This is a genomic window from Rubidibacter lacunae KORDI 51-2, from assembly GCF_000473895.1.
In the GTDB taxonomy this organism is placed as follows: domain Bacteria; phylum Cyanobacteriota; class Cyanobacteriia; order Cyanobacteriales; family Rubidibacteraceae; genus Rubidibacter; species Rubidibacter lacunae.
Genome location: NZ_ASSJ01000079.1, coordinates 14629 through 33362, shown reverse-complemented (window position 1 = coordinate 33362; position 18734 = coordinate 14629). Strand labels below are relative to the sequence as shown.

Sequence of the window (18734 nt, the reverse complement as noted above, 5' to 3'; positions counted from 1 at the left end):
GCAATTAGTTAAGCAGATCTTGGTAGGCTGTAAGCTGGCATCTGAACTTCACTATTCATCACCCGAGCCTAACGCGATGGACTACAGCAGCAATTTTGCCGGTCCGCTCAACGTCGCCCCGATTCTCCCCGAGTCGATCGTCCTGGTGGCGCTGATGGCGGTACTGGTAGGCGACTTGATTTTCGGACGCGGTGCAGCCCGCTGGCTGCCGTACGTAGCGATCGCGGGGTTGCTGGGCGCGATTGTGGCACTGTGCTACCAGTGGGATTCACCCCACCCCCTGGCACTCTTGGGCAGTTTCAATGGGGATGACTTAAGCATTCTGTTCCGAGGCATCATTGCCCTATCGACAGCAACCACGATCCTGATGTCGATTCGCTATGTGGAGCAGTCGGGAACGGCGCTGTCGGAGTTTGTAGCGATGCTGTTAACCGCGACGCTCGGCGGCATGTTTTTGTCCGGCGCGAACGACTTGGTCACGATCTTTGTCTCCTTGGAGACACTCAGTATCTCCTCTTATTTGATGACGGGATACATGAAGCGCGACTCGCGGTCGAACGAAGCCGCATTGAAATACCTGCTGATCGGTGCATCGAGTTCGGCAATCTTTCTCTACGGGTCATCGCTGCTGTATGGGCTCTCCGGCGGCGAGACGAATCTGGTGGAAATTGCCGCCGGTATGGCAGCAGCTGGCAGTACCCAAACCTTGGCAACGGCGATCGCCTTAGTGTTTGTGATTGCCGGTATCGCTTTCAAGATTTCGGCGGTGCCGTTCCACCAATGGACGCCGGATGTATACGAAGGCTCGCCGACCCCGGTGGTGGCGTTTCTGTCTGTGGGTTCGAAGGCAGCTGGCTTCGCCCTGGCAATTCGACTGCTGGTGATGGCATTTCCGCTGGATACGGCAGAGTGGCGCTTGATTTTCTCCACCCTGGCGATTCTGAGCATGGTTCTGGGGAACGCCGTTGCGCTCGCGCAAACCAGCATGAAGCGCCTACTGGCGTACTCGTCGATCGGGCAAGCGGGATTCATCACGATCGGCTTGGTGGCTTCGACGGAGGCCGGCTTCTCCAGCACGATCTTTTATTTGCTGGTGTATCTGTTCATGAACCTGGGCGCGTTCGCTGGCGTGATTCTGTTTGCATTGCGGACGGGGACGGACCAAATCAGTGATTATGCAGGACTTTATCAAAAAGACCCGCTGCTGACATTGAGCTTGAGTGTATGTTTGCTGTCGTTGGGCGGCATTCCACCCCTGGCCGGCTTCTTCGGCAAGATTTACTTGTTCTGGGCGGGTTGGCAAGCCGGACTCTATGGTTTGGTATTGCTGGGATTGGTCACGAGCGTCATCTCAATTTATTACTACGTCCGCGTCGTGAAGATGATGGTCGTGAAGGAGCCCCAGGAGATGTCCGAGGCAGTGAAGAACTATCCCTCGGGCGACGAGAATATTAACGGTATGCGCCCGCTACGAGCTGGCTTGGTCCTATCGCTCGTGGCAACGTCACTGGCAGGTATTCTCTCCAATCCGCTCTTCACGTTGGTGACTGAATCCGTTGCGCACACGACGATGCTGCAACCAGCACTCGTGCAGCCGCAGTCTGCGGCTGCGGAGCAACCGCAAGTATCGCTCGTTCTCGAGCCGGTATTCGCTCGCAGCGAATAGGTCGCTCACCAGCCCTACGTTCCCAGCATAATCACCCGAGTGCAGGAGGTTGGGAATGACACGCTCGTGCGCTCTATCCCGAAGCTTTGCCCCACCGCTCCCGCGATCGCCGCGACATCGCCTTGCCGCCTCGGGTGACTCGACATGTGCCTGCCCGGTCGTACACAGCATCAACTGCGGTTGCATTGTCCTGAGCCAGCCCGGTTCGGCGATCCGGTGGCCCACTCTGGCAGGCTCACGGTCCGTGGAGAGTATTACCTGGCTCCGACCGACCGTCGAGCAGCTCTCGATGGCGCCGATCCGGTAAAGTGGGTCGATAGCGATTTGCGTTTGGCTGTTACCGGATACCGAACGAAACCCTCGATGGACCCCCTGCAACTCCTCGTTAACGGCATTGCCCTCGGCAGCATCATTGCCCTTGCCGCCGTAGGTCTGACGCTTACGTTCGGCATCCTCCGCTTGCCGAACTTCGCCCACGGCGACTTCATGACCCTTGGCGCCTACGCCACGCTGCTCGCGAACGTTAATTTTGGATGGAATATCTGGTTGTCGACGATCTTCGGGGCGATTGCTACTGTCGCTGCGATGCTGCTGGCCGAGCGTACCCTATGGCAACCCATGCGCCAGGTCCGCGCGCAGCCGACGACGCTGATCGTCATCTCTATCGGACTGGCGTTGTTTATTCGCAGTGCCATCTTGATGGTCTGGGGCGGCACCAACCTGTCCTATGACTTGCCCGTTGTGCCTGCAATCGCACTGCCACCCGACGATCCGATCGTCCGCATCGCCTTTAACCGGATCGTCGTCGTCATCCTATCAATTGTAGCGATCGTGGCACTGCACTTTTTCCTGCAGCGCAGCAAGGTTGGCAAAGCCATGCGTGCCGTTGCCGATAACATCGACCTCGCACGCGTCGCCGGCATCAACGTCGAGCGGGTTGTGCTGTGGACCTGGGCGATCGCCGGCGTGCTGACAGCAGCTGGGGGGGCAACTTACGGGTTGATTGCCGCCGTTCGTCCGAATATGGGGTGGTTTTTGATTTTGCCGATGTTCGCGGCAACGATCCTTGGTGGTATCGGCAATCCCTACGGGGCGATCGCGGGTGCCTACACGATCGGCATTGCTCAGGAACTTAGCGTGCCGCTGCTTGGATCCCAGTACAAACTAGGTGTGGCCCTGTTCCTAATGACAATCGTGTTGCTAGTGCGACCGCAAGGATTGTTTAAGGGAACGTTGTAATCCGCTTCGCTTTTGCCAGAGATAGGTTAAAAAGGAATGGGCTTGCCTCCGCTTGCCGGGTTCGGTAGGAGGTGCTTGCCAGTTATCTTCTAAAAGTTGCGGAACCGTTGAGGTTCTGGACCAACTTTGCAAGGAGAATCCTGCTCAATTCACATCAGCTTGCGGCCAATGGACGATCAATACACTGCTGCGCGCAATACTCCAGTCGATCTAAAAGAGCTGACTGAGGCGGCTTTCTTTTTTGCAGGATTACCCGAAGAGACGCTGGAGAAGCTTGTCAATCACGTTGTGATGCGCAATCACCCCGCCAATCAAGTTATTTTGCTCGAAAATGATTGGGGTGGTTCGGTTTATTTCATCCTTGATGGATGGGTGAAAATTCGCACTTATAACCAAGATGGCAAGGAAGTTACGCTCAATATTCTCGGGCGGGGCGAAGTCTTTGGCGAAATGGCCGCGATGGATGAGGTCCCGCGCTCGACCGATGTCATCACCCTAACGCCGACCAAAATCTCCAGCATTCCAGCTCAGGACTTTTTGAAGATTGTCAATACCGAACCCGCCGCTGGCGTGCGTTTGGCCCAACTCATGGCCAAGCGCTTGCGCCAGGTCAACCGCCGCTTGCGCTTGCGCGAAGCCGATAGCGTTTCTCGCGTGGTGGACACGCTGCTGTTCTTGGCGGAAGGTCAGGGCAAGCTCGTTGAAGAAGGCGGCATCGAAATTCCCAACCTGCCACACCGCGAGTTGAGCAGTCTCAGCGGATTGGCGCGAGAAACGGTCACGCGCGTGCTGACCAAACTCGAGAAAAAAGGTTTGATCCAGCGCGAACATCACATTCTCGGCATTCCCGATGTCAGCGCTCTCGAGAAGATACTGAATTGAACAGCTGGGTTAAGCTAGGTGCGGCGCGATCGCCCGACGCTCGATGCGAGTTCGATAAATGCGTTTGTTACCGGGTCGGCTGGATCGTCCCGTTCTGTTTGCAGTGACGAGCGCGTATGCCCTTTGACGATCCAACCGCACCCGACAAGTCGCGACTGCGAGCGTCGGGCGACGCTAGTGACGAGACCGACGAGCCAACGGATAGTCCCGACGACGACGAAAACTGGGTCGATGCGGGCGACGAATCCGGCTGGGACGGCGGGGAGAGCTTGGAGGCGGAAGCCTTGCGAAGCGGACCCCCGAGTCGCTCGCTGGCAATGGTCGAGACTGCATTTCTAGCCAGTGCATCAGGTCTCATTTGGTTGATCAATACGTACTTTCCGCCGGGGCCGCTTTTGCGAGTCGCGTTCCCGATCCCGATCGCCCTCGCGTATCTGCGGAGAGGACCGCGAGCGGGCTGGATGGCTTGTGCGATCGCGGGTTTGTTGTTGACGGTGTTGATGGGACCGACGCGCAGCGTGCTATTCGTCATGCCGTTTGGGGTGATGGGCGTGCAGTTGGGTGCCTGCTGGCGGCGGGGAACGAGTTGGATGCTGTCAATTTTGCTCGGCGCGCTGCTGGGCGCGATCGGGTTTTTCTTCCGGTTTTGGCTGGCGTCGCTTTTACTGGGCGAGGACTTGTGGGCCTTCGCACTGGTCCAGGTGGCAGGGTTTCTGGAGTGGGCGTTTGTGAAGCTGGGCATTTTGGCACAACCTAGCTTGGAGCTAATTCAGTCTGTAGCCCTAGTTGCGGTGTTCGTTAACAGCCTCATTTACCTTTTCGTGGTGCATCTGGTAGCACTGGCGATGCTCGATCGCTTGGGCAATCCGATTCCGCGCCCGCCGCAGTGGATTCGCGACATTTTCGATTACGAATAAAAGTTCGAAAACGTCGCCCGTCGTCCCTGACGGACGTAACGTGCTGAAGCAAACTGCTGCCGACACGATCGGCTGAAACAATGAGATAGAGCGATTGTTTCGCGTTCGTCCCATGATTCGTCCATGAGTATTGCCGTCGAGTTCTCTTGCTGCTATGAGCATTACGCCCGAATCCGTCCGCGCTCTCCTAACCTCCGAAGACTTCGGCCAGCGCATCAAAGGGATTAACCAACTGCGAGAGCTAAAGCGATCGCAAGCCCTGGAGCTGATCTTGCCGGTCCTGCAAGATCCCAACCCGCGCATTCGCTACGCAGCGGTCAGCCAAATGGATTCGCTGGCTGCCGACGACCCAGCAGCCGTGCTGCCGCTGCTGCGATCGCTACTATCCGACCCTGAGCCCGACGTGCAAGCGGCAGCGGCCGATACGATCGGTGCCTTGAAAGCCGAGGGGGCCTTTGACGACTTGCAAGCGCTGTACGAGCGAACGTCGGAATGGCTCGTGCGCGTCAGCGTTATAGCCGCGCTCGGGGAGCTGGGCGACCCGCGTGCCTTCGACCTCCTGCAAACGGCCCTGACTTCCAGCAACACTTTGGAGCAAACTGTCGCGATCGGATCTCTCGGTGAGTTGGGCGACCCGCATGCGGTTCAGCTCCTGCAGCCCTTCGTTACCGATACGGATTGGCAAATCCGCTTCCGTACGGTGCAGGCCCTAGGACGACTGAATACGCCCGAAGCGCGATCGCTCGTGGCCCGGATGACCGATGATGCTGCCGAACCCGTAGCCGACGAAGCGCGTCGCCTGATGTCGGATTGACGCTCATCCAGCTAACGCTTTGCGTATAGCTGGAGATTCCCCGTTCACAGACACTTGACTAGATGCCCCAAAAGGCACCCCCGTCAGATCGTCTCCAGGGGCATTTTCAAGACCGTGCGCCCCACGGCCTAAGAACCTATTCCGCAGTACGATACCGCTTGCCACATCACGGGGCATCGAACATCCACAGGAGCACTGGTGCCAGCGGTCAGAAAGGTTTTTCTTGACCACAGCACCGCAAGCAGGACATTCCTGACTGCTTCCCCGTGCATCCTCCTTGACGACTGCCTTGCCACGCTTAAATGCAACCCAGGGAAGCACCGAATTAAGGAATTGCCCGTGACCAGCATCTAGCATATGCTTGCCTAATACCCCGCGACTCAGGCCAATCAGGTTCAAGTCTTCAACCACGATCGCGTCAGCGACATCACAAAGCTTGTGGGCTTGCTTGAAGTGAAAGTCTTTGCGGGTATTGGCGATGCGTTCGTACAATCTCGCCACCTTAGCTTGAGCCTTTTTCCAATTGGCCGACCCCATTTGTTTCCGCTTTAACCTACGTTGCAGCAATTTCAGCTGGCGTTGCAGTTCCACAAAAAACTTAGGTCGTACAACCTGAAGACCGTCTGAGGTGGAAAGAAAATATTCCAGCCCGACATCCACCCCGACAACATGACCCACCGACGGCGGCCCTGGAATGGCAATGTCAGCCTGAAACGACAACATCAGGTAATAGCCCGATGCCCGTTTGATAACCCTGGCTTGCTTGACAACAAAGCCCTCTGGATAAGGGCGAGACTGACGAATCGCCACCCAGCCAAGACTAGGTAACTTAACTCGTCCCTGTGCCAACGGCACCTTACCCAGTTGAGGAAAGACGTATGACCGCATCCGACCCGCTTTCTTGAACCGTGGGAAACCAGCACTCAGCTTTTGCCGACGCTCAAATGCTTGGTCGAGGCGTCTCAGGACTTGCTGCAAAGCCTGGGCGTTGACCGAAGCTAGATCTAGATTTGCCTTCTTGGCCTGGGTTAGACGCTGGCATTGAACTTTGAAGCTAGGGTAAGGCTCATTTGCCGGAATGATGTACTCGCTACGCAGAGAGCAGGCGTCGATCGAACACTTCCGCGAAGCAATCCAATCTTTGCGATCTCTCAGCGCATAGTTCCAGACCTTGCGGCACACCTCTAAATCGTGGACGATTTGTTCGGCTTGCTGCTTAGTCGGTTTCAGTTTGTACTCATACGTCAGGGTTATCATAGGGACATTTTAACCTTTAGTCATCAGCAATGCCACAGCAGTTAAACAAACTTAGACACTGCAGTTACCTGATTCATTTTCACTTAGTCGTCGCGACCAAGTACCGTCGCAAATGTATCACCAAGCCGATGTTGGAGCGGCTCGGGCAAATCTTTGAAGAGACGTTGAACAAGTGGGAGTGCGAGCTGGTGGAGTTCAACGGAGAGGCCGACCACCTTCACATCCTGATGTCGGTAAATCCCAAAGTGCAGCCGTCTAAGCTAGTCAACAACCTGAAAACCGTTTCAAGTCGGCTCATCAGGAAGGAATTTGCTGAGCACCTCAATCAGATTTACCTTGGCAAGCCTGTTTTCTGGAGCCGAACCTACTGCCTGCTTTCATGTGGCGGCGCACCTTTGGCAGTCATCAAGCACTACATTGAGCAGCAGGCGGAGATTGAGTGATTGCTCCCTTCGGTCGCCCGCCGCTTCACCACCCCCCCAAGCCTTCGGCTATGGGCGAAGCACTGCGACGGATCTCTCTAGTGCTATAGCCGTTGTTGGCCCTTGAGTAGTCATCGAACAAAGATAAGCCAGTAGGCAGATCTGCTCAGTGCTGGGGGGTGTAGGTGCAGAACTCGCACTTGGTCATGCCCTAGAGCACCGTTACAGAAGTCAGAATTGCGGCTAGCCTGGATTATTCATGAAGATTTTGACGAAGCCTCAAACCCTTGCTCTGACTAGAGCACCGGTACGCTAGTCGCCCCATAGCTTATTCAGCACCCTAAATCCCCCAATTCTGGAGGACTTCCGGACTCAGAACTCCCTAAAACTGGGGGGCAGGGGGGGCAAAAAATGCAGGATCTTTGACTTCTGTACCGGTGCTCTAGCTCAGCATGAGCAACACACTTCAGGATTACCCCCCATCCGATATTGGTTTTCTGAGGCGATACTTTTCAGGACAAGAGAGATTGTCAAAAAGACCTATTGCCCCAGCCAGATGCGCCCCTTCCAGTTCCGCCCCATCCAGTTCTGCCCCATCCAGATGCGCCCCTTCCAGATGCGCCCCTTCCAGATCCGCCCCATCCAGATGCGCCCCAGCCAGATCCGCCCCTTTCAGATCCGCCTCTGCCAGAATCGCCCATTCCAGATGCGCCCCAGCCAGATGCGCCCCAGCCAGACGCGCTCTAGCCAGATCCGCCCCAGCCAGATGCGCCCCTTCCAAATCCGCCCCAGACAGATCCGCCCCTTTCAGTTCCACCCCTTCCAGATTCGCCCCAGCCAGATTCGCCAGATCCAGATGCGCCCGAAACAGATTCGCCCCTTCCAGATGCGCCCCAGCCAGATGCGCCTCATCCAGATTTGCCGCATAAAGTTCTGCTTGCGAGAGATTGAGGTAAGAAAGGCATTTTGAAGCAACACTCTTGTCTTCGTAATCCCTCTGACCTTGGAGCCGCAAAAGCCAACTACCAAATGTTGTTGGTTCGGTCCATTGAACCGTCGAAACCTCTCGTGTAACGCGTGCACAGGCATTCAAGGCCACCAACAAACACTCCTCCGCATGAATCGCCCACCGATTGGCTTTATGGAAAACCAGGGGCGGCACGATCTTCTCCATTGGCATCCCATGCTTCAGCATCTCCTCAATGAGTCGAGCAAAGGTCTTTTGCCATTTCGCCACGTCTTCCTTGGACCGAAGTGACACTTCATTCCAGACAAACTCCAACAGATAGGGGTCCATCCTGGTTGGTCCGCAGATTTCTGCCCAATGGAGCAATGCGTCTCGTTCGTCCCAGCCCTCCTCGAAATCTTTTTCACGTTGGTCGAGCTTGGCTTGGATGCGGGCCATGGCTCGCACGATACGCGCCGCCGTCAGATATTCCCCAAAGCTTTTGTGCGTGAACTCAAACGTCGGCTCGTTTTCCCGGCTGCCACTTTGGCGAAAATAAAACGCCAGGAAGAGCCGCGTCACCCCAGCTTTAGCACCTTCCTCAAATTGCTCGAGCAAACGCTGCAAACGGCTTCGCTGACAATGCTGCCGAATCTCCCCAACCGTGGTCGTTCGCCCATCACCGTGCCAGGCAGCTAACGACACTTCTTCAAGGATGCGGCGAAAATTTTCCTCGGACAGATCGCCGATCGCTTTGTGCCGCTTCCCTTTGCCCTCATAGCTACGCTCGTAAACCTCATGAAGCAAATCGGCATAGATGGAGTTAAGGTTGGTTGTATCAGAAAGGTTGAGCTTGCCCTTTACATAGGTAAAAGCTACCAAGTAATTCAGCAGCGGCTGTCCTGTAATCTCGGTGAGTTTCTCCCGATCTAGATCCTCAGGCATCCCTGTATATGCCTTCTGGGTCACCTCACCATACTTGCGCCACCAAACATCCCGGAGATCGACCGCCAAACAATCGCCTTCATCGATGTAGTACTCGTTGCTCTCTTCATATCGTTTAGCTTCAGGCTCGAAATAAGGCAGCACATGGAAAACTCGCTCCAGATTGCGAAAAGCCCCTTGTACTGCCACATCTCGCCCTGTGATCACCACCTGTAAGTGAGTCGTGCGTTGGTTGATCTGGCTGACTTTTTGGTTTACCTCGCGCACAAATTCCTTAGCATCGCCTTCAGATAATTTGCCCTGCTTGGACAGCTCGTCCAGACCATCAAAAATAATCAAAAGCCGCAGGTCGCGATTATCTGGATCGAGGGGGTTTTCTGATAGCTCCTCGTATCGCACGAATTGCCCCACAGACTGCACCAGGTCCCCTTTCAAATCGAATTGATGGAGGGGCACAAACAACACGGGGAAGTCAAAATCGTGACGCGCCGCAAACATCTTGGCAAAAGAGGACTTCCCCGACCCCGGACCACCACTCACCACCCGGATCGCGTCATTCCGATCGGCTCGATGCAGCCATTCCCGTAGCGCCGCCCCCAACTTCACCACTACGCGCTCGTAGCGATCGCATTCCTCATACCGACTTCTCTCCCCATCCTCTTCGCACTTGCGCCGGAAATAAGCACAGGGATCGACATAGACATCTTCCAGACCAAAGGGCTCTCCCAGCAGCGGCTCTGCCACTTGTTTCTTCAGCCACGCTTGATATTGCCGCCATCCCAGCTCCCGCTCCGCTGCCTGGCTAAATGGTGACTCCAGAGCCTGCAGGATTGGGGCATAGGTCGTCTGGTTTTCCCGCCATTCACGCGCGACTGCCAGCGGGAAATAGCTGGGCAGGCGTTGGGCAATGGTCTTTGCCTCCCTTTCGTCCGCCCCAAATCCCATAAACCACCGCTGCAACACCTGCTGCCAGGGCTCCAGCAGCGACAAGTTCTCGGGACGAGCGAAAAAGTCCTCGCCGATCGCGACCTCGGTTGCCTCCAACACTGACAAATCCAAGCGATCGCAAAAGGTTTCTAAGTCCTCCGGGGCATCGGGCAGCAGCCCCTCAGAATCGATCGCCAGCTCTACGGTGGCCTGCTGCAGGGAGTTGTAAATCAGGCTCCAAGCCAACTGTCCCGGCTCATTTACTTTCAAGCCCAGTGCGGACAGTGCATCGACTGCATCTTTGCCCACCCCGAGCCATTTGCCAGAAACCGCATCTACCCCGGCTTTGCCGAGAGCTTTGAACAGATTCCTAAAGTCGGCCTTCACCTCCTGGTTCCACACCGATACCGGCTTCGTCACGCTCAAGCCAAACTTGTTACCCGGATATCTCATCGCCGGCACCTCAGCTCGGGGGATGACATATCATTGTCTCAGAAGATTGCAGCGATTCGGGGATGGCTGGGGGAATATAGCCCCTAAACAATCCCCACCAGTAAGCTGCGCAATCCTTTATCGTCACTTTGCCTGTTTCCTTAGCAAGGATGCTGTCTCCAATGCGGAAGAGGATTTAGTCAGTATTAACTCAATCCTCTTCATTATTTTTCTTTTTTGCCAGCGAACGCAAGCAATTATTCAAGTTGGATTTGTACAAGAACTAAGAGGGTCTAGCGTAAACCTACGTACAGGACCAGGAACAAATCATCCTAAAGGATTAGTTCAGGTCGGCTCTGGAGGAGAGAGAGTTTTTGCTCGCTTTGAACAGCGCAATTACACAGTCTCTGACCGAGAGCTAGTTCTTGTCTATTCATTTAGTCGCGGTGTGGACGGAAGCACTTGGCTGGAAGTTGGAACAAAACAGTGGGTTGCTTGGGTCCGCTCTGATTTTGTTTGTCGATAACCTTGGAAGACTGGGAACTTCCTTTGCCTAGATGATGCACAGTCTTAACGGAAGAAATTCTGGCAGTCCTGAAGTATGACGAACGTGCTGGGTTGGGAGCATGGATAAGTAAGGGTTCTGCACCTGCGTTCCCCTCACTGTGCAGGACTACCGAAACTCTCAGATGGTCGCTGTATCATCAACCAGCATTCGCATCTCATACCAAATCAAAGAATATGCACGACAGATAGAGCGCCGAGAATGAAGTCATATTCCCCGAGCGTTGAGTTTCCTCGGGTCGCTGTTCCTACCACTGGCATTCGTTACTCCCTTTTTTCAATTTGGTATGATTCGATCGCTGCCGGCCGAGCGATCGCGATCGGAGCAAGTCCCTTTTATGGGGTACGAGAAATTGCTTGTTTATGGGGTACGAGAAATTGCTTGGGGCGACCAAGATCCTCACGCGCGACCGAGAGCGATCGCCGTCCAAATTGTCCAAACATCAATCAGAAAAAGTAGAAGCGCGAACGCGAACAGAACTAAGTACATCCACGGTTGAGCTAGGGGTCGCACATCACGCATGTCGAGACCCGTACGAGCGCTAACATTTTCGACGAGCCGTGTAAACCCACCCACGCGCATAGGGAGTAAGTAAGCCCGATCGCCGTTGCGCGTTACAAAGTAATACACCAAGCCGCCTTGACCGGTAGTTCGCATTTTGAGGTCGGCGATATCCGACCATGCTAGCGACCAGCCCGATCGGAAAAATGGGGGGATCCAGCGTGGATAAGTAACTTTAATGCACTCCGCATCGACGACGACGCGCTCGCACAGCGCGCCGTACAGCGCCACAAGCCCGATCGCGATCGCGATCCACAATCCTGATGCCGGGATGGGGGCGTCGGTTGCCGTTGCTAAGAACGGTAACGGCACGGTTAACCCTACATACAAACATAGCAACGTGATGCGCACGATCGGCGAGAGGCGGAAAATCGTGGCGTTCGGTGTCGTTTCCGGCATGGTATGTAACGTCGAGTTGACCGGGCGAGGCAGCCTCAATTATATTTCCGCCGCCTTCCTGTGAATGGAGGTATGCGATCGAGCGCGTGCTTGTAGGCCCGTGTGGTCGATCTGCTTTCACAGCAAGGGGTTGGCGCGCGCCCGTCGCCTCCCGGAACCGAGTACTTACAGCTGACCGATTGCCTTGTGGGTTTGGGGCACGACGCGGACGCAGGCGAGCTGCTGTTTGAGCAGGGCTTGCCATGCCAGCACTTGGGCGGGAGTTGGTGGTGAGATTGCCCCAACAGCAAGAGGTTCCGCGAGTGGCGTTACCGGCTGCAAGAATACTGGAATCTCCGGCGACGTGCCGGCTACAATCGCGGCCGCGCGCTCTAGGTCGGCCCGGTCGGTGCGATCGCTGACGATTAGCTTGGCAAACACCTCAACGCCAGCATCGCAACATCGCTTGAGGAAATCAGCGTGGGCTTGCCAGCGCTGCTCGCCGCTGACGCTCGGCAGCTTGAGGTCGGCACCAACCGCATCGAGAAACGGCAACACTGCCGAGAGTTGCTGGGGGTGGTGGCCGCCCGTTTCGAGATAGATCGGCAAGCCCAGCCTGCGGACCTCGGGCAGAAATGTTTGCAAGAACGAGGCATGAAGCAGCGGTTCGCCGCCTGTCAGGCTAATACTGTCGTGCAAACCGGGGACGTGCTGCCGCACCACCCATGCCAAGAGCTGCGATCGCGTTACCGGATTGGCGTGGGTTTCGAAATCGCGCGCGCCGGGTGTGGCTTCAATACGGCAGGTGGCAGGTGTGCCCCACGTGCGAGCGCTGTCGCAAAAGTGGCAGCGCAGGTCGCACCGGGCGAAGCGAATGAAGATTTGTCGCGTTCCGACGTTCGATCCTTCCCCTTGAATAGCTGAGAAAACCTCGACGAGGTTAGCGCGATCCACCGTCAGCACTGCTGCTGCCGTGTTGGTTGGCTCGGTTGCCGGTACTGTCGTTGTCATGAGTGCTGCTGCGCGCGACGCGGCTCGAACGCTTGAAACTCGAACCGATGACAGTGATTGGCAGGACACCGAACATCGATACGACTCCATGCTGGCACGGACAGTTGCGCGATCGCTTGTTCCGAACGCATTAAGCCGAGCGGACTAGGAGCACGCCCTGGGAATGCCCGAGTTCGAAGTGCGCGAGGTTGTTCACCTCCAGTCCCGGTGTCGCGATCGCCAGTTCCCACTCACCGATATCGAGTTGCAACCAGTCGCCAAGCGTCACCGTGAGCGGCGCGCCGCCCATGTGGGCCACCATTGCGACTTGCTGTTCGTCGGGACGGGCGCGGATGCCGTAAAACACCATCCGCCCATCTTCACTTATTTTGTTGAAACGATCGCGGCCGGTTAGGTTGTCGCTCAACCACGGACGAGCGCGGCGGAAGTGGCGCAAGCCCAAGTTGAAGGCAGTTTGGCGGGCTTCGAGGTTGTCGCGATAATGCCAGATATTGCACAGCTCGAAGCAATCTTCCATGAACATCAGCGCGAAATGCTTGAGTTTGGGAATGTCCAGTCCGTTCAGGAAGCTCACCATGCCCGGTCGGTTTAAGCGTTGCAGCAAGGGAAACTCGCAGCGATCGGTTGCTTCGCCCAGGCACGAATGACAGGCTTCGACGACGGCATTTAAGTCGTAGTCGCGCTCCAACATCGCGATCTGCAACGCTTTACCGAATTCGCGCACTTGTTCGAGAGTTTCGAATCCCAGGGATTTGAGGCGCGGAAACGAGTGCGATCGCGCGTAGATTTCGGGCGTGACTTGCCAGTCGAGAAAACCGACTTCTTCAGAAACGACTTTTACGCCATACCGCTCGTCCGTGTTGCGGAAAAACATCCAGGGGGCGCGAACTAGCGCATTAATGAAATCCATCGGCAGGCCGGGGCTGAAGCCGTAGACCCACAAGGTAGTGGCAGGATTGTCATAGGCGTTTTGCAAGACCTCTTGAAGCGTATTCCCCAAATTCCAATCGATTTGCGCGTGCGGATCGATTTGATTGCCGCGCCGGACCGTATCGTGGTTGGCACAACCCGTGATCCAGCGATCGCCCATTGACATCACCTCGCACACGCGCCGCCATTTACGCTCCCAGAAGCCTTGGAGTGCGGGGGTGTTGTGAGCGAAGATCAGCGGTCCCCATTGGTAAGCATCTGGACGCAGTTCGATGAGATCGCGATAAGTTGAGGTTTCTTCCCAACCCTCCGTCGGCCAAGGGCGACCGTCCTCAAATATCGTGAACATTAAGCGCTGGTAACCGCCAATTTCCTGGACCACATCGCTCATAGCCAGCAGGTAAGCGTCGTCTTGTTCCACGCGGCCGCTCAGCGGGTTGAAGAAACGAAAATCCTGACCGCCATCTACGCGAATGCCGTCTGCACCGGAGTTAAGTTTGCGCCGTTGCATCTCCAGGAAGATCGCCCGCACGGTCGGCAACTGGTGGTTGAGGTCCTGACCGTACATATTCGGCCCTTTGAGAAACTGGCGGTTGATGAGGAGTTCGGCTTGGTTGTCGGCATGGCCGTACACCAGGTCGTAGATAACCTGAATCGGCCCCTCCGGAAAATTGTGCAGCTCTGCAATCAAGTCAATCGCTTCGTCGGGACGCAGACCGGCTAGCAGGTCGGGGCTGAAGGCACTGGAGCCGAGAATCGGCACGTCATAGCCCCAATCGCAGGTAGCTGGGTCTTTAATGGACAGTTGGACTTCGTCGGAGAGCGGCAGGGCCGAGTTACTGGGAAGCTCGGTATCGGGGTCGGCGTAATCGAAGAATTCGCTGATCGGGCTGTAGTCGTCGCGATATTCGATCGTCGGTTCTACTGGCAGGAATTGGATCGCATCGTAGCCGACGAAATTCTCTTCGAAGGGAGTCAACGGGCGATCGGCGGCGATCTTCTCGGCAATTTGCCGGTAAAGCTGGGTCAGTCCTTCAAAGGAGCGATCTTCAGCAGAGGTCCCGATGTGAATTTGCAAAATGTTGCGCGGGGCGGGAACGCGGGGAATGCTCGCCGCGCTTGCTCCGGCAGCAGCGACAGGATTGCCCTTCTCGGTCTGGGGTTCGGCAGCCTCGCCATTTGCCGCACTCTTACTGACGGCGACGCCCGTACGTCGGAAGTATTCGAGATCGGCGCGCTGGCTCTGCAGGCGCTCTACGTCGTAAACCTCGGCGGGACCGAAAATACCGAACGGTAGCGAATAGGCAACTGGGTCGCGGACGATTTGCAGCTGCTCTTGGGGGTCTACATAGCGCAACCAGTACAACGAACCAAGGCGATCGCGCGTACCGGCTTGCAAGCCGGAGACGACGCCGAAGAAGAATTCTCCTCGCTGGCGCAATGAAAGGCGATCGCGACGCACGCGAATGGTTTGCGCCTCAAATCGCAAATTGACAGTCTCCAAAGGCGTAAAAACTTCGAGATAAATCGCCCGCGGGCGCAGAACTTCGCCGGTTAGCTCTGGCGTCCAGAAACCGACTTCTGTCAAACCATCCGAGCGATAATGCGCGCCCAAACGGCGGGCGTAGGCTTGACCTTTCTCAAAGTAGGTCATCGTTTCGAGGTCGGCATTTTCGATTGCCAGTCCCCAGCCCTCGAATCGGTCGGTTTCGTCCTCTACAAGCGAGATGATATTCGGTTGGGTCGCCTCAGCTACCACGCTGACCTACCTTTCACACAAATGCATCGATGCATCCGAGTGTAGCAGTCCCCACCGGTCTTTCACTGCCCCAATCAAAATAGCCAAGCATTACGAATAGTCCGGGTTTGGTAAAGCTTTCCAAGCGAATACGATGCTATTACAACGCGCTCGCCCGACCGTAGAATCGAAAACACAAACCTTTGAAAACTTCAACATTTCTACACAAAACAATTTTTCCTTGCTGGGCTCGAGGTATTGGCACTAGATCGGATGCGAAAATGTTGGCAAGAATTTTTTGAGGTTGTGGTATGTAATTGGGCGCGTTCTCAGCAAAGTGTCCTGGTCTAATTTGCTAGAGCTAAACGTGGATGCGCGCTTGGAGTTTGCCGGTCGACTACTGGTGATGGCGTTCCTCAAACCATGCCTTCATCTCGCGTTCGGAGCCAGGCGTAGTTATCTGCCGTATTGCCGGATTGCAGGCTTCCCAATAGGAATATCCGGCGCGATCGCTTCGCCATGTGATGCGCGGTTCTAGAGCTCGTATTCACGAACGCAGTAATGGTTTGTATGGTTAGACGAAAGTTGGGGCAACCCAACCAATCCTTGCTGTCTGCCGGGTCTGCTGCAGCCGGGAGTGTTGTTATGGGGGGCAGGGGCGATCGCGCGGAAAGGAACTCGATTGTTTTTTGCGCGAAAATACCTCCTGCTGGCACTATAGAGGCTCGTTACCGAATGAAGCGGTTTCTCTATCGGAGGCTAAAGCATCCGGCTGCGGTGATGTGCGATCGTGGTGTTCGCAGCAAGCTGGTATCCCACAACGCATTCCCTCATGTCTGGCATGGAGATTTTCAAGATTGACTTCGACATAGGTTTAGATGAGTCTCTTTCTGGCTCTTTTTGCGAGCTGCCGAATCATCTGACTGTTTTACATTTACGAGCGGGTTCCAATCCCCGTCAACTTAGATTGATTCTAGGGTGTCAGAGTGTGCTCTACAGTAAATACTTCAATCGGGGAAACAAATGCTTTGAGTTTGATTTGTTTTACCCCTTTGGTTCTGACTATATTGTCAACTAAGTAGTCATGAAGTGCTTCAATCTGACCTTCACTTATGAGCCCCTTCTCGGCGAAAAGTCCCATCTCGATATTTAACCTATTGCCATGCAGTTCTACCCCTAGTTGACCTAGTAACCATTCTTGAGGTCTGCCCTTTGTATCTTTCTGAAGTAATACCATCGCTTGCTCGATTTCATAGGTTGCTATAAACTCCCGCAGTGAGTTCCAAAGAGGCCAGCAGAGGAGAACAACAAGCAAAACCCAGTTCAATCCGCCTTTAAGTACAGCTTGAATGCTTCCATAAGACTGAAGCAGAAATACCAAACAAGCTGTAAAGATTATCCCAGCTAAGTTGGCAAGAAATAGGAGCAACGCTCCAGTTGCGAGACTATTGGCACCGAGGGAAAGTCTTAGAGGAGAGACAGCAGAACTTCCCAGTTCCAAGCCAATGCCGACAACGCAAAGAGGTGGGACCAGAGCGACTGCGATCGCAACACCTGCAATGGAATTGGCAATGCTCGCTCGAGTCAGAGCGAAGCCACCGGCAGCCCCGGCGGCAATGGCAATACCCAGATCGAGTAAGGTCGGTTCCGTACGAGCCAGAACTTCGCTACCGACGACCGAAACGCCCATGAGGCGGCTCAATCCGAAAGACAGCAGTATCGTTATACCGATCCCTAACAGTAGTGTCAGGATGGATCGCCGGTAGAGGGTCCAGTTGCCTGTAGTGATGCTATAAGCCATGCTCAGGATTGGATTCATCAGAGGCGCAACGATCATGGCGCCGATAATCACTGCCGTACTGTCGGCAATGAGTCCCAATGTAGCGATGGTTGCGGCAGCTGCTAGCAAGAAAAAGAAGCCGAAGGAAGGAATCGATGCCTGTTCGCGCGATCGCGTTAGCTCGTCCTTAGTAACTGGAGCTTCTAGATGTCCGACCCAGGTTCTGAAGGGGCGTTTCACAACTAGAGGTAGAGTGCGTGAAATGCTACGAAGAATAGGGTTCATTGCTAGTTACGTATTCAGTTCAAGTACTCGAATAAGAGCCGGATTCTACGAGAACAATCCTCACAACGATCGCTAATCGAGAATTTGGACCCCGGCACCGCTCAGTTGGGCAATCCAGAAGTCGACCGTTGGATTGTCGATACGCGCACGCACGGCTTGCATCACTTCTTCAGCGCGATCGGGCGACTCGCATAGTGCAAACACGGTCGGACCGCTGCCGGACATCATTGCTCCCAATACGCGCTGTTCTAAAAATGCCGATCGTAGCTGCGCTACCAAAGTATGTTCCGGCAACACCACCCGTTCGAGATCGTTACGCAGGAGGTTCCCGATCTGCTTGTTGTCTCGATGGGCGATTGCCCGGACCAGCGGTCCCGAATGCACTTGGGTCGCGCGTGTTTCGATATCTTCCGGTCGCGTGACATAGGTGCTGCTGAATTGCTGCCGGTGGGTTTTGTACGCCCATGCCGTAGACACGCTTAGCACGCGCGACTTGGCGAGCACCACCGAGAGCGGGTCCGGACTGCCGATCGCGCTCAGACATTCCCCGCGCCCCGTAGCTAAAGCCGTCCCCCCGGCGATACAAAACGGTACGTCCGAACCGAGCTGCGCTGCCAGCTCCTGCAGTTCTGGTACGGTCAGCCCGAGCTGCCAGAGATGGTCGATGCCCACAAGCGTCGCTGCCGCGTTGGCCGACCCGCCGGCCAGTCCGGCCGCAACGGGAATCTCTTTGGCAATTGCGATCTCGACCCCCCCAAATTGTGCGTGGGCTGCGGGGAACTGCTCGCACATCAATTGCGCGGCCTTGTAGGCAAGGTTCTCAGTTTCGGGTGGCATGCCCGGCGTATCGCAACTCACGTGAATGCGCTCGGTACTGCCAGCTCGTACGTCCACGCGATCGCATAGGGAAATTGCCTGTAACACCATTACCAATTCGTGGAAGCCGTCCGCACGATCGCCAATTATTTCCAAATAAAGATTGATTTTGGCTGGAGCGAGAAGCGAAAACGCGTGCATTTCGATCGAACCCAAATATGTA

The 18734-nt window shown here is 55.5% G+C and carries 13 protein-coding genes; 6 read left to right on the top strand and 7 right to left on the bottom strand.

The features are described from left to right. Window positions 1-76: 76 nt before the first annotated feature. The 5 genes from KR51_RS14210 to nblB all read left to right on the top strand — a co-directional run bounded on the left by KR51_RS14210 (window position 77) and on the right by nblB (window position 5518). Entirely contained in the window at window positions 77-1666 is a 1590-nt protein-coding gene (locus KR51_RS14210) for an NAD(P)H-quinone oxidoreductase subunit N (RefSeq protein ID WP_022608756.1), read from the top strand. A gap of 363 nt (window positions 1667-2029) precedes the next feature. Beyond that, entirely contained in the window at window positions 2030-2905 is an 876-nt protein-coding gene (locus KR51_RS14205; RefSeq protein ID WP_022608755.1) for a branched-chain amino acid ABC transporter permease, read from the top strand. Window positions 2906-3073: 168 nt separating this feature from the next. Further along, window positions 3074-3787, top strand: coding sequence for a Crp/Fnr family transcriptional regulator (locus KR51_RS14200; RefSeq protein WP_022608754.1), 714 nt, complete (start codon window positions 3074-3076; stop codon window positions 3785-3787). Window positions 3788-3903: 116 nt separating this feature from the next. Continuing rightward, entirely contained in the window at window positions 3904-4704 is an 801-nt protein-coding gene (locus tag KR51_RS14195; protein ID WP_022608753.1) for a DUF2232 domain-containing protein, read from the top strand. Window positions 4705-4858: 154 nt separating this feature from the next. Further along, complete coding sequence (gene nblB / locus KR51_RS14190) at window positions 4859-5518, top strand: phycobilisome degradation protein NblB (RefSeq protein ID WP_022608752.1); 660 nt, start codon at window positions 4859-4861, stop codon at window positions 5516-5518. A gap of 3 nt (window positions 5519-5521) precedes the next feature. Here the strand turns inward: nblB and KR51_RS14185 are convergent, their stop codons facing one another. Next, the gene (locus tag KR51_RS14185; protein WP_022608751.1) at window positions 5522-6775 is read right to left on the bottom strand and encodes an RNA-guided endonuclease InsQ/TnpB family protein; all 1254 of its coding nucleotides are present in this window, start codon (window positions 6773-6775) and stop codon (window positions 5522-5524) included. Between the two features lie 29 nt (window positions 6776-6804). Here KR51_RS14185 and tnpA point away from each other — a divergent pair, with 29 nt between their 5' ends. Further along, window positions 6805-7218, top strand: a complete 414-nt coding sequence (gene tnpA, locus KR51_RS14180) for an IS200/IS605 family transposase (RefSeq protein ID WP_022608750.1) — start codon at window positions 6805-6807, stop codon at window positions 7216-7218. 451 nt (window positions 7219-7669) lie between these two features. On the opposite strand, the gene KR51_RS14175 is transcribed toward tnpA, so the two are convergent. The 6 genes from KR51_RS14175 to ispE all read right to left on the bottom strand — a co-directional run bounded on the left by KR51_RS14175 (window position 7670) and on the right by ispE (window position 18712). Further along, window positions 7670-10468, bottom strand: a complete 2799-nt coding sequence (locus KR51_RS14175) for a pentapeptide repeat-containing protein (RefSeq protein WP_022608749.1) — start codon at window positions 10466-10468, stop codon at window positions 7670-7672. Window positions 10469-11411: 943 nt separating this feature from the next. Then, window positions 11412-11972 carry a hypothetical protein gene (locus KR51_RS14170; protein WP_022608748.1) on the bottom strand — a complete coding sequence of 187 codons (561 nt, stop codon included), beginning with the start codon at window positions 11970-11972 and terminating at the stop codon, window positions 11412-11414. A gap of 165 nt (window positions 11973-12137) precedes the next feature. After that, window positions 12138-12962 carry a 7-carboxy-7-deazaguanine synthase QueE gene (locus KR51_RS14165; RefSeq protein ID WP_022608747.1) on the bottom strand — a complete coding sequence of 275 codons (825 nt, stop codon included), beginning with the start codon at window positions 12960-12962 and terminating at the stop codon, window positions 12138-12140. Between the two features lie 130 nt (window positions 12963-13092). Continuing rightward, window positions 13093-15651, bottom strand: coding sequence for a glucosylglycerol hydrolase (gghA, locus tag KR51_RS14160; protein ID WP_022608745.1), 2559 nt, complete (start codon window positions 15649-15651; stop codon window positions 13093-13095). Between the two features lie 952 nt (window positions 15652-16603). Then, window positions 16604-17539 (bottom strand): DUF389 domain-containing protein, encoded by a 936-nt coding sequence (locus KR51_RS14155; RefSeq protein WP_051358223.1) that lies wholly within the window; start codon window positions 17537-17539, stop codon window positions 16604-16606. A 228-nt stretch (window positions 17540-17767) separates the two neighbouring features. Then, the gene (gene ispE / locus KR51_RS14150; RefSeq protein ID WP_022608742.1) at window positions 17768-18712 is read right to left on the bottom strand and encodes a 4-(cytidine 5'-diphospho)-2-C-methyl-D-erythritol kinase; all 945 of its coding nucleotides are present in this window, start codon (window positions 18710-18712) and stop codon (window positions 17768-17770) included. Between the last annotated feature and the right edge of the window lie 22 nt (window positions 18713-18734).

What these genes read in the sequence shown, in the direction of transcription:
- KR51_RS14205 (WP_022608755.1), top strand. Translation starts at nt 2,030, where the DNA reads ATGGACCCCCTGCAACTCCTCGTTAACGGCATTGCCCTCGGCAGCATC.
- KR51_RS14185 (WP_022608751.1), bottom strand. Translation starts at nt 6,775, where the DNA reads ATGATAACCCTGACGTATGAGTACAAACTGAAACCGACTAAGCAGCAA.
- KR51_RS14175 (WP_022608749.1), bottom strand. Translation starts at nt 10,468, where the DNA reads ATGAGATATCCGGGTAACAAGTTTGGCTTGAGCGTGACGAAGCCGGTA.
- KR51_RS14195 (WP_022608753.1), top strand. Translation starts at nt 3,904, where the DNA reads ATGCCCTTTGACGATCCAACCGCACCCGACAAGTCGCGACTGCGAGCG.
- KR51_RS14165 (WP_022608747.1), bottom strand. Translation starts at nt 12,962, where the DNA reads ATGACAACGACAGTACCGGCAACCGAGCCAACCAACACGGCAGCAGCA.
- tnpA (WP_022608750.1), top strand. Translation starts at nt 6,805, where the DNA reads ATGCCACAGCAGTTAAACAAACTTAGACACTGCAGTTACCTGATTCAT.
- KR51_RS14170 (WP_022608748.1), bottom strand. Translation starts at nt 11,972, where the DNA reads ATGCCGGAAACGACACCGAACGCCACGATTTTCCGCCTCTCGCCGATC.
- ispE (WP_022608742.1), bottom strand. Translation starts at nt 18,712, where the DNA reads ATGCACGCGTTTTCGCTTCTCGCTCCAGCCAAAATCAATCTTTATTTG.
- KR51_RS14200 (WP_022608754.1), top strand. Translation starts at nt 3,074, where the DNA reads ATGGACGATCAATACACTGCTGCGCGCAATACTCCAGTCGATCTAAAA.
- KR51_RS14210 (WP_022608756.1), top strand. Translation starts at nt 77, where the DNA reads ATGGACTACAGCAGCAATTTTGCCGGTCCGCTCAACGTCGCCCCGATT.
- nblB (WP_022608752.1), top strand. Translation starts at nt 4,859, where the DNA reads ATGAGCATTACGCCCGAATCCGTCCGCGCTCTCCTAACCTCCGAAGAC.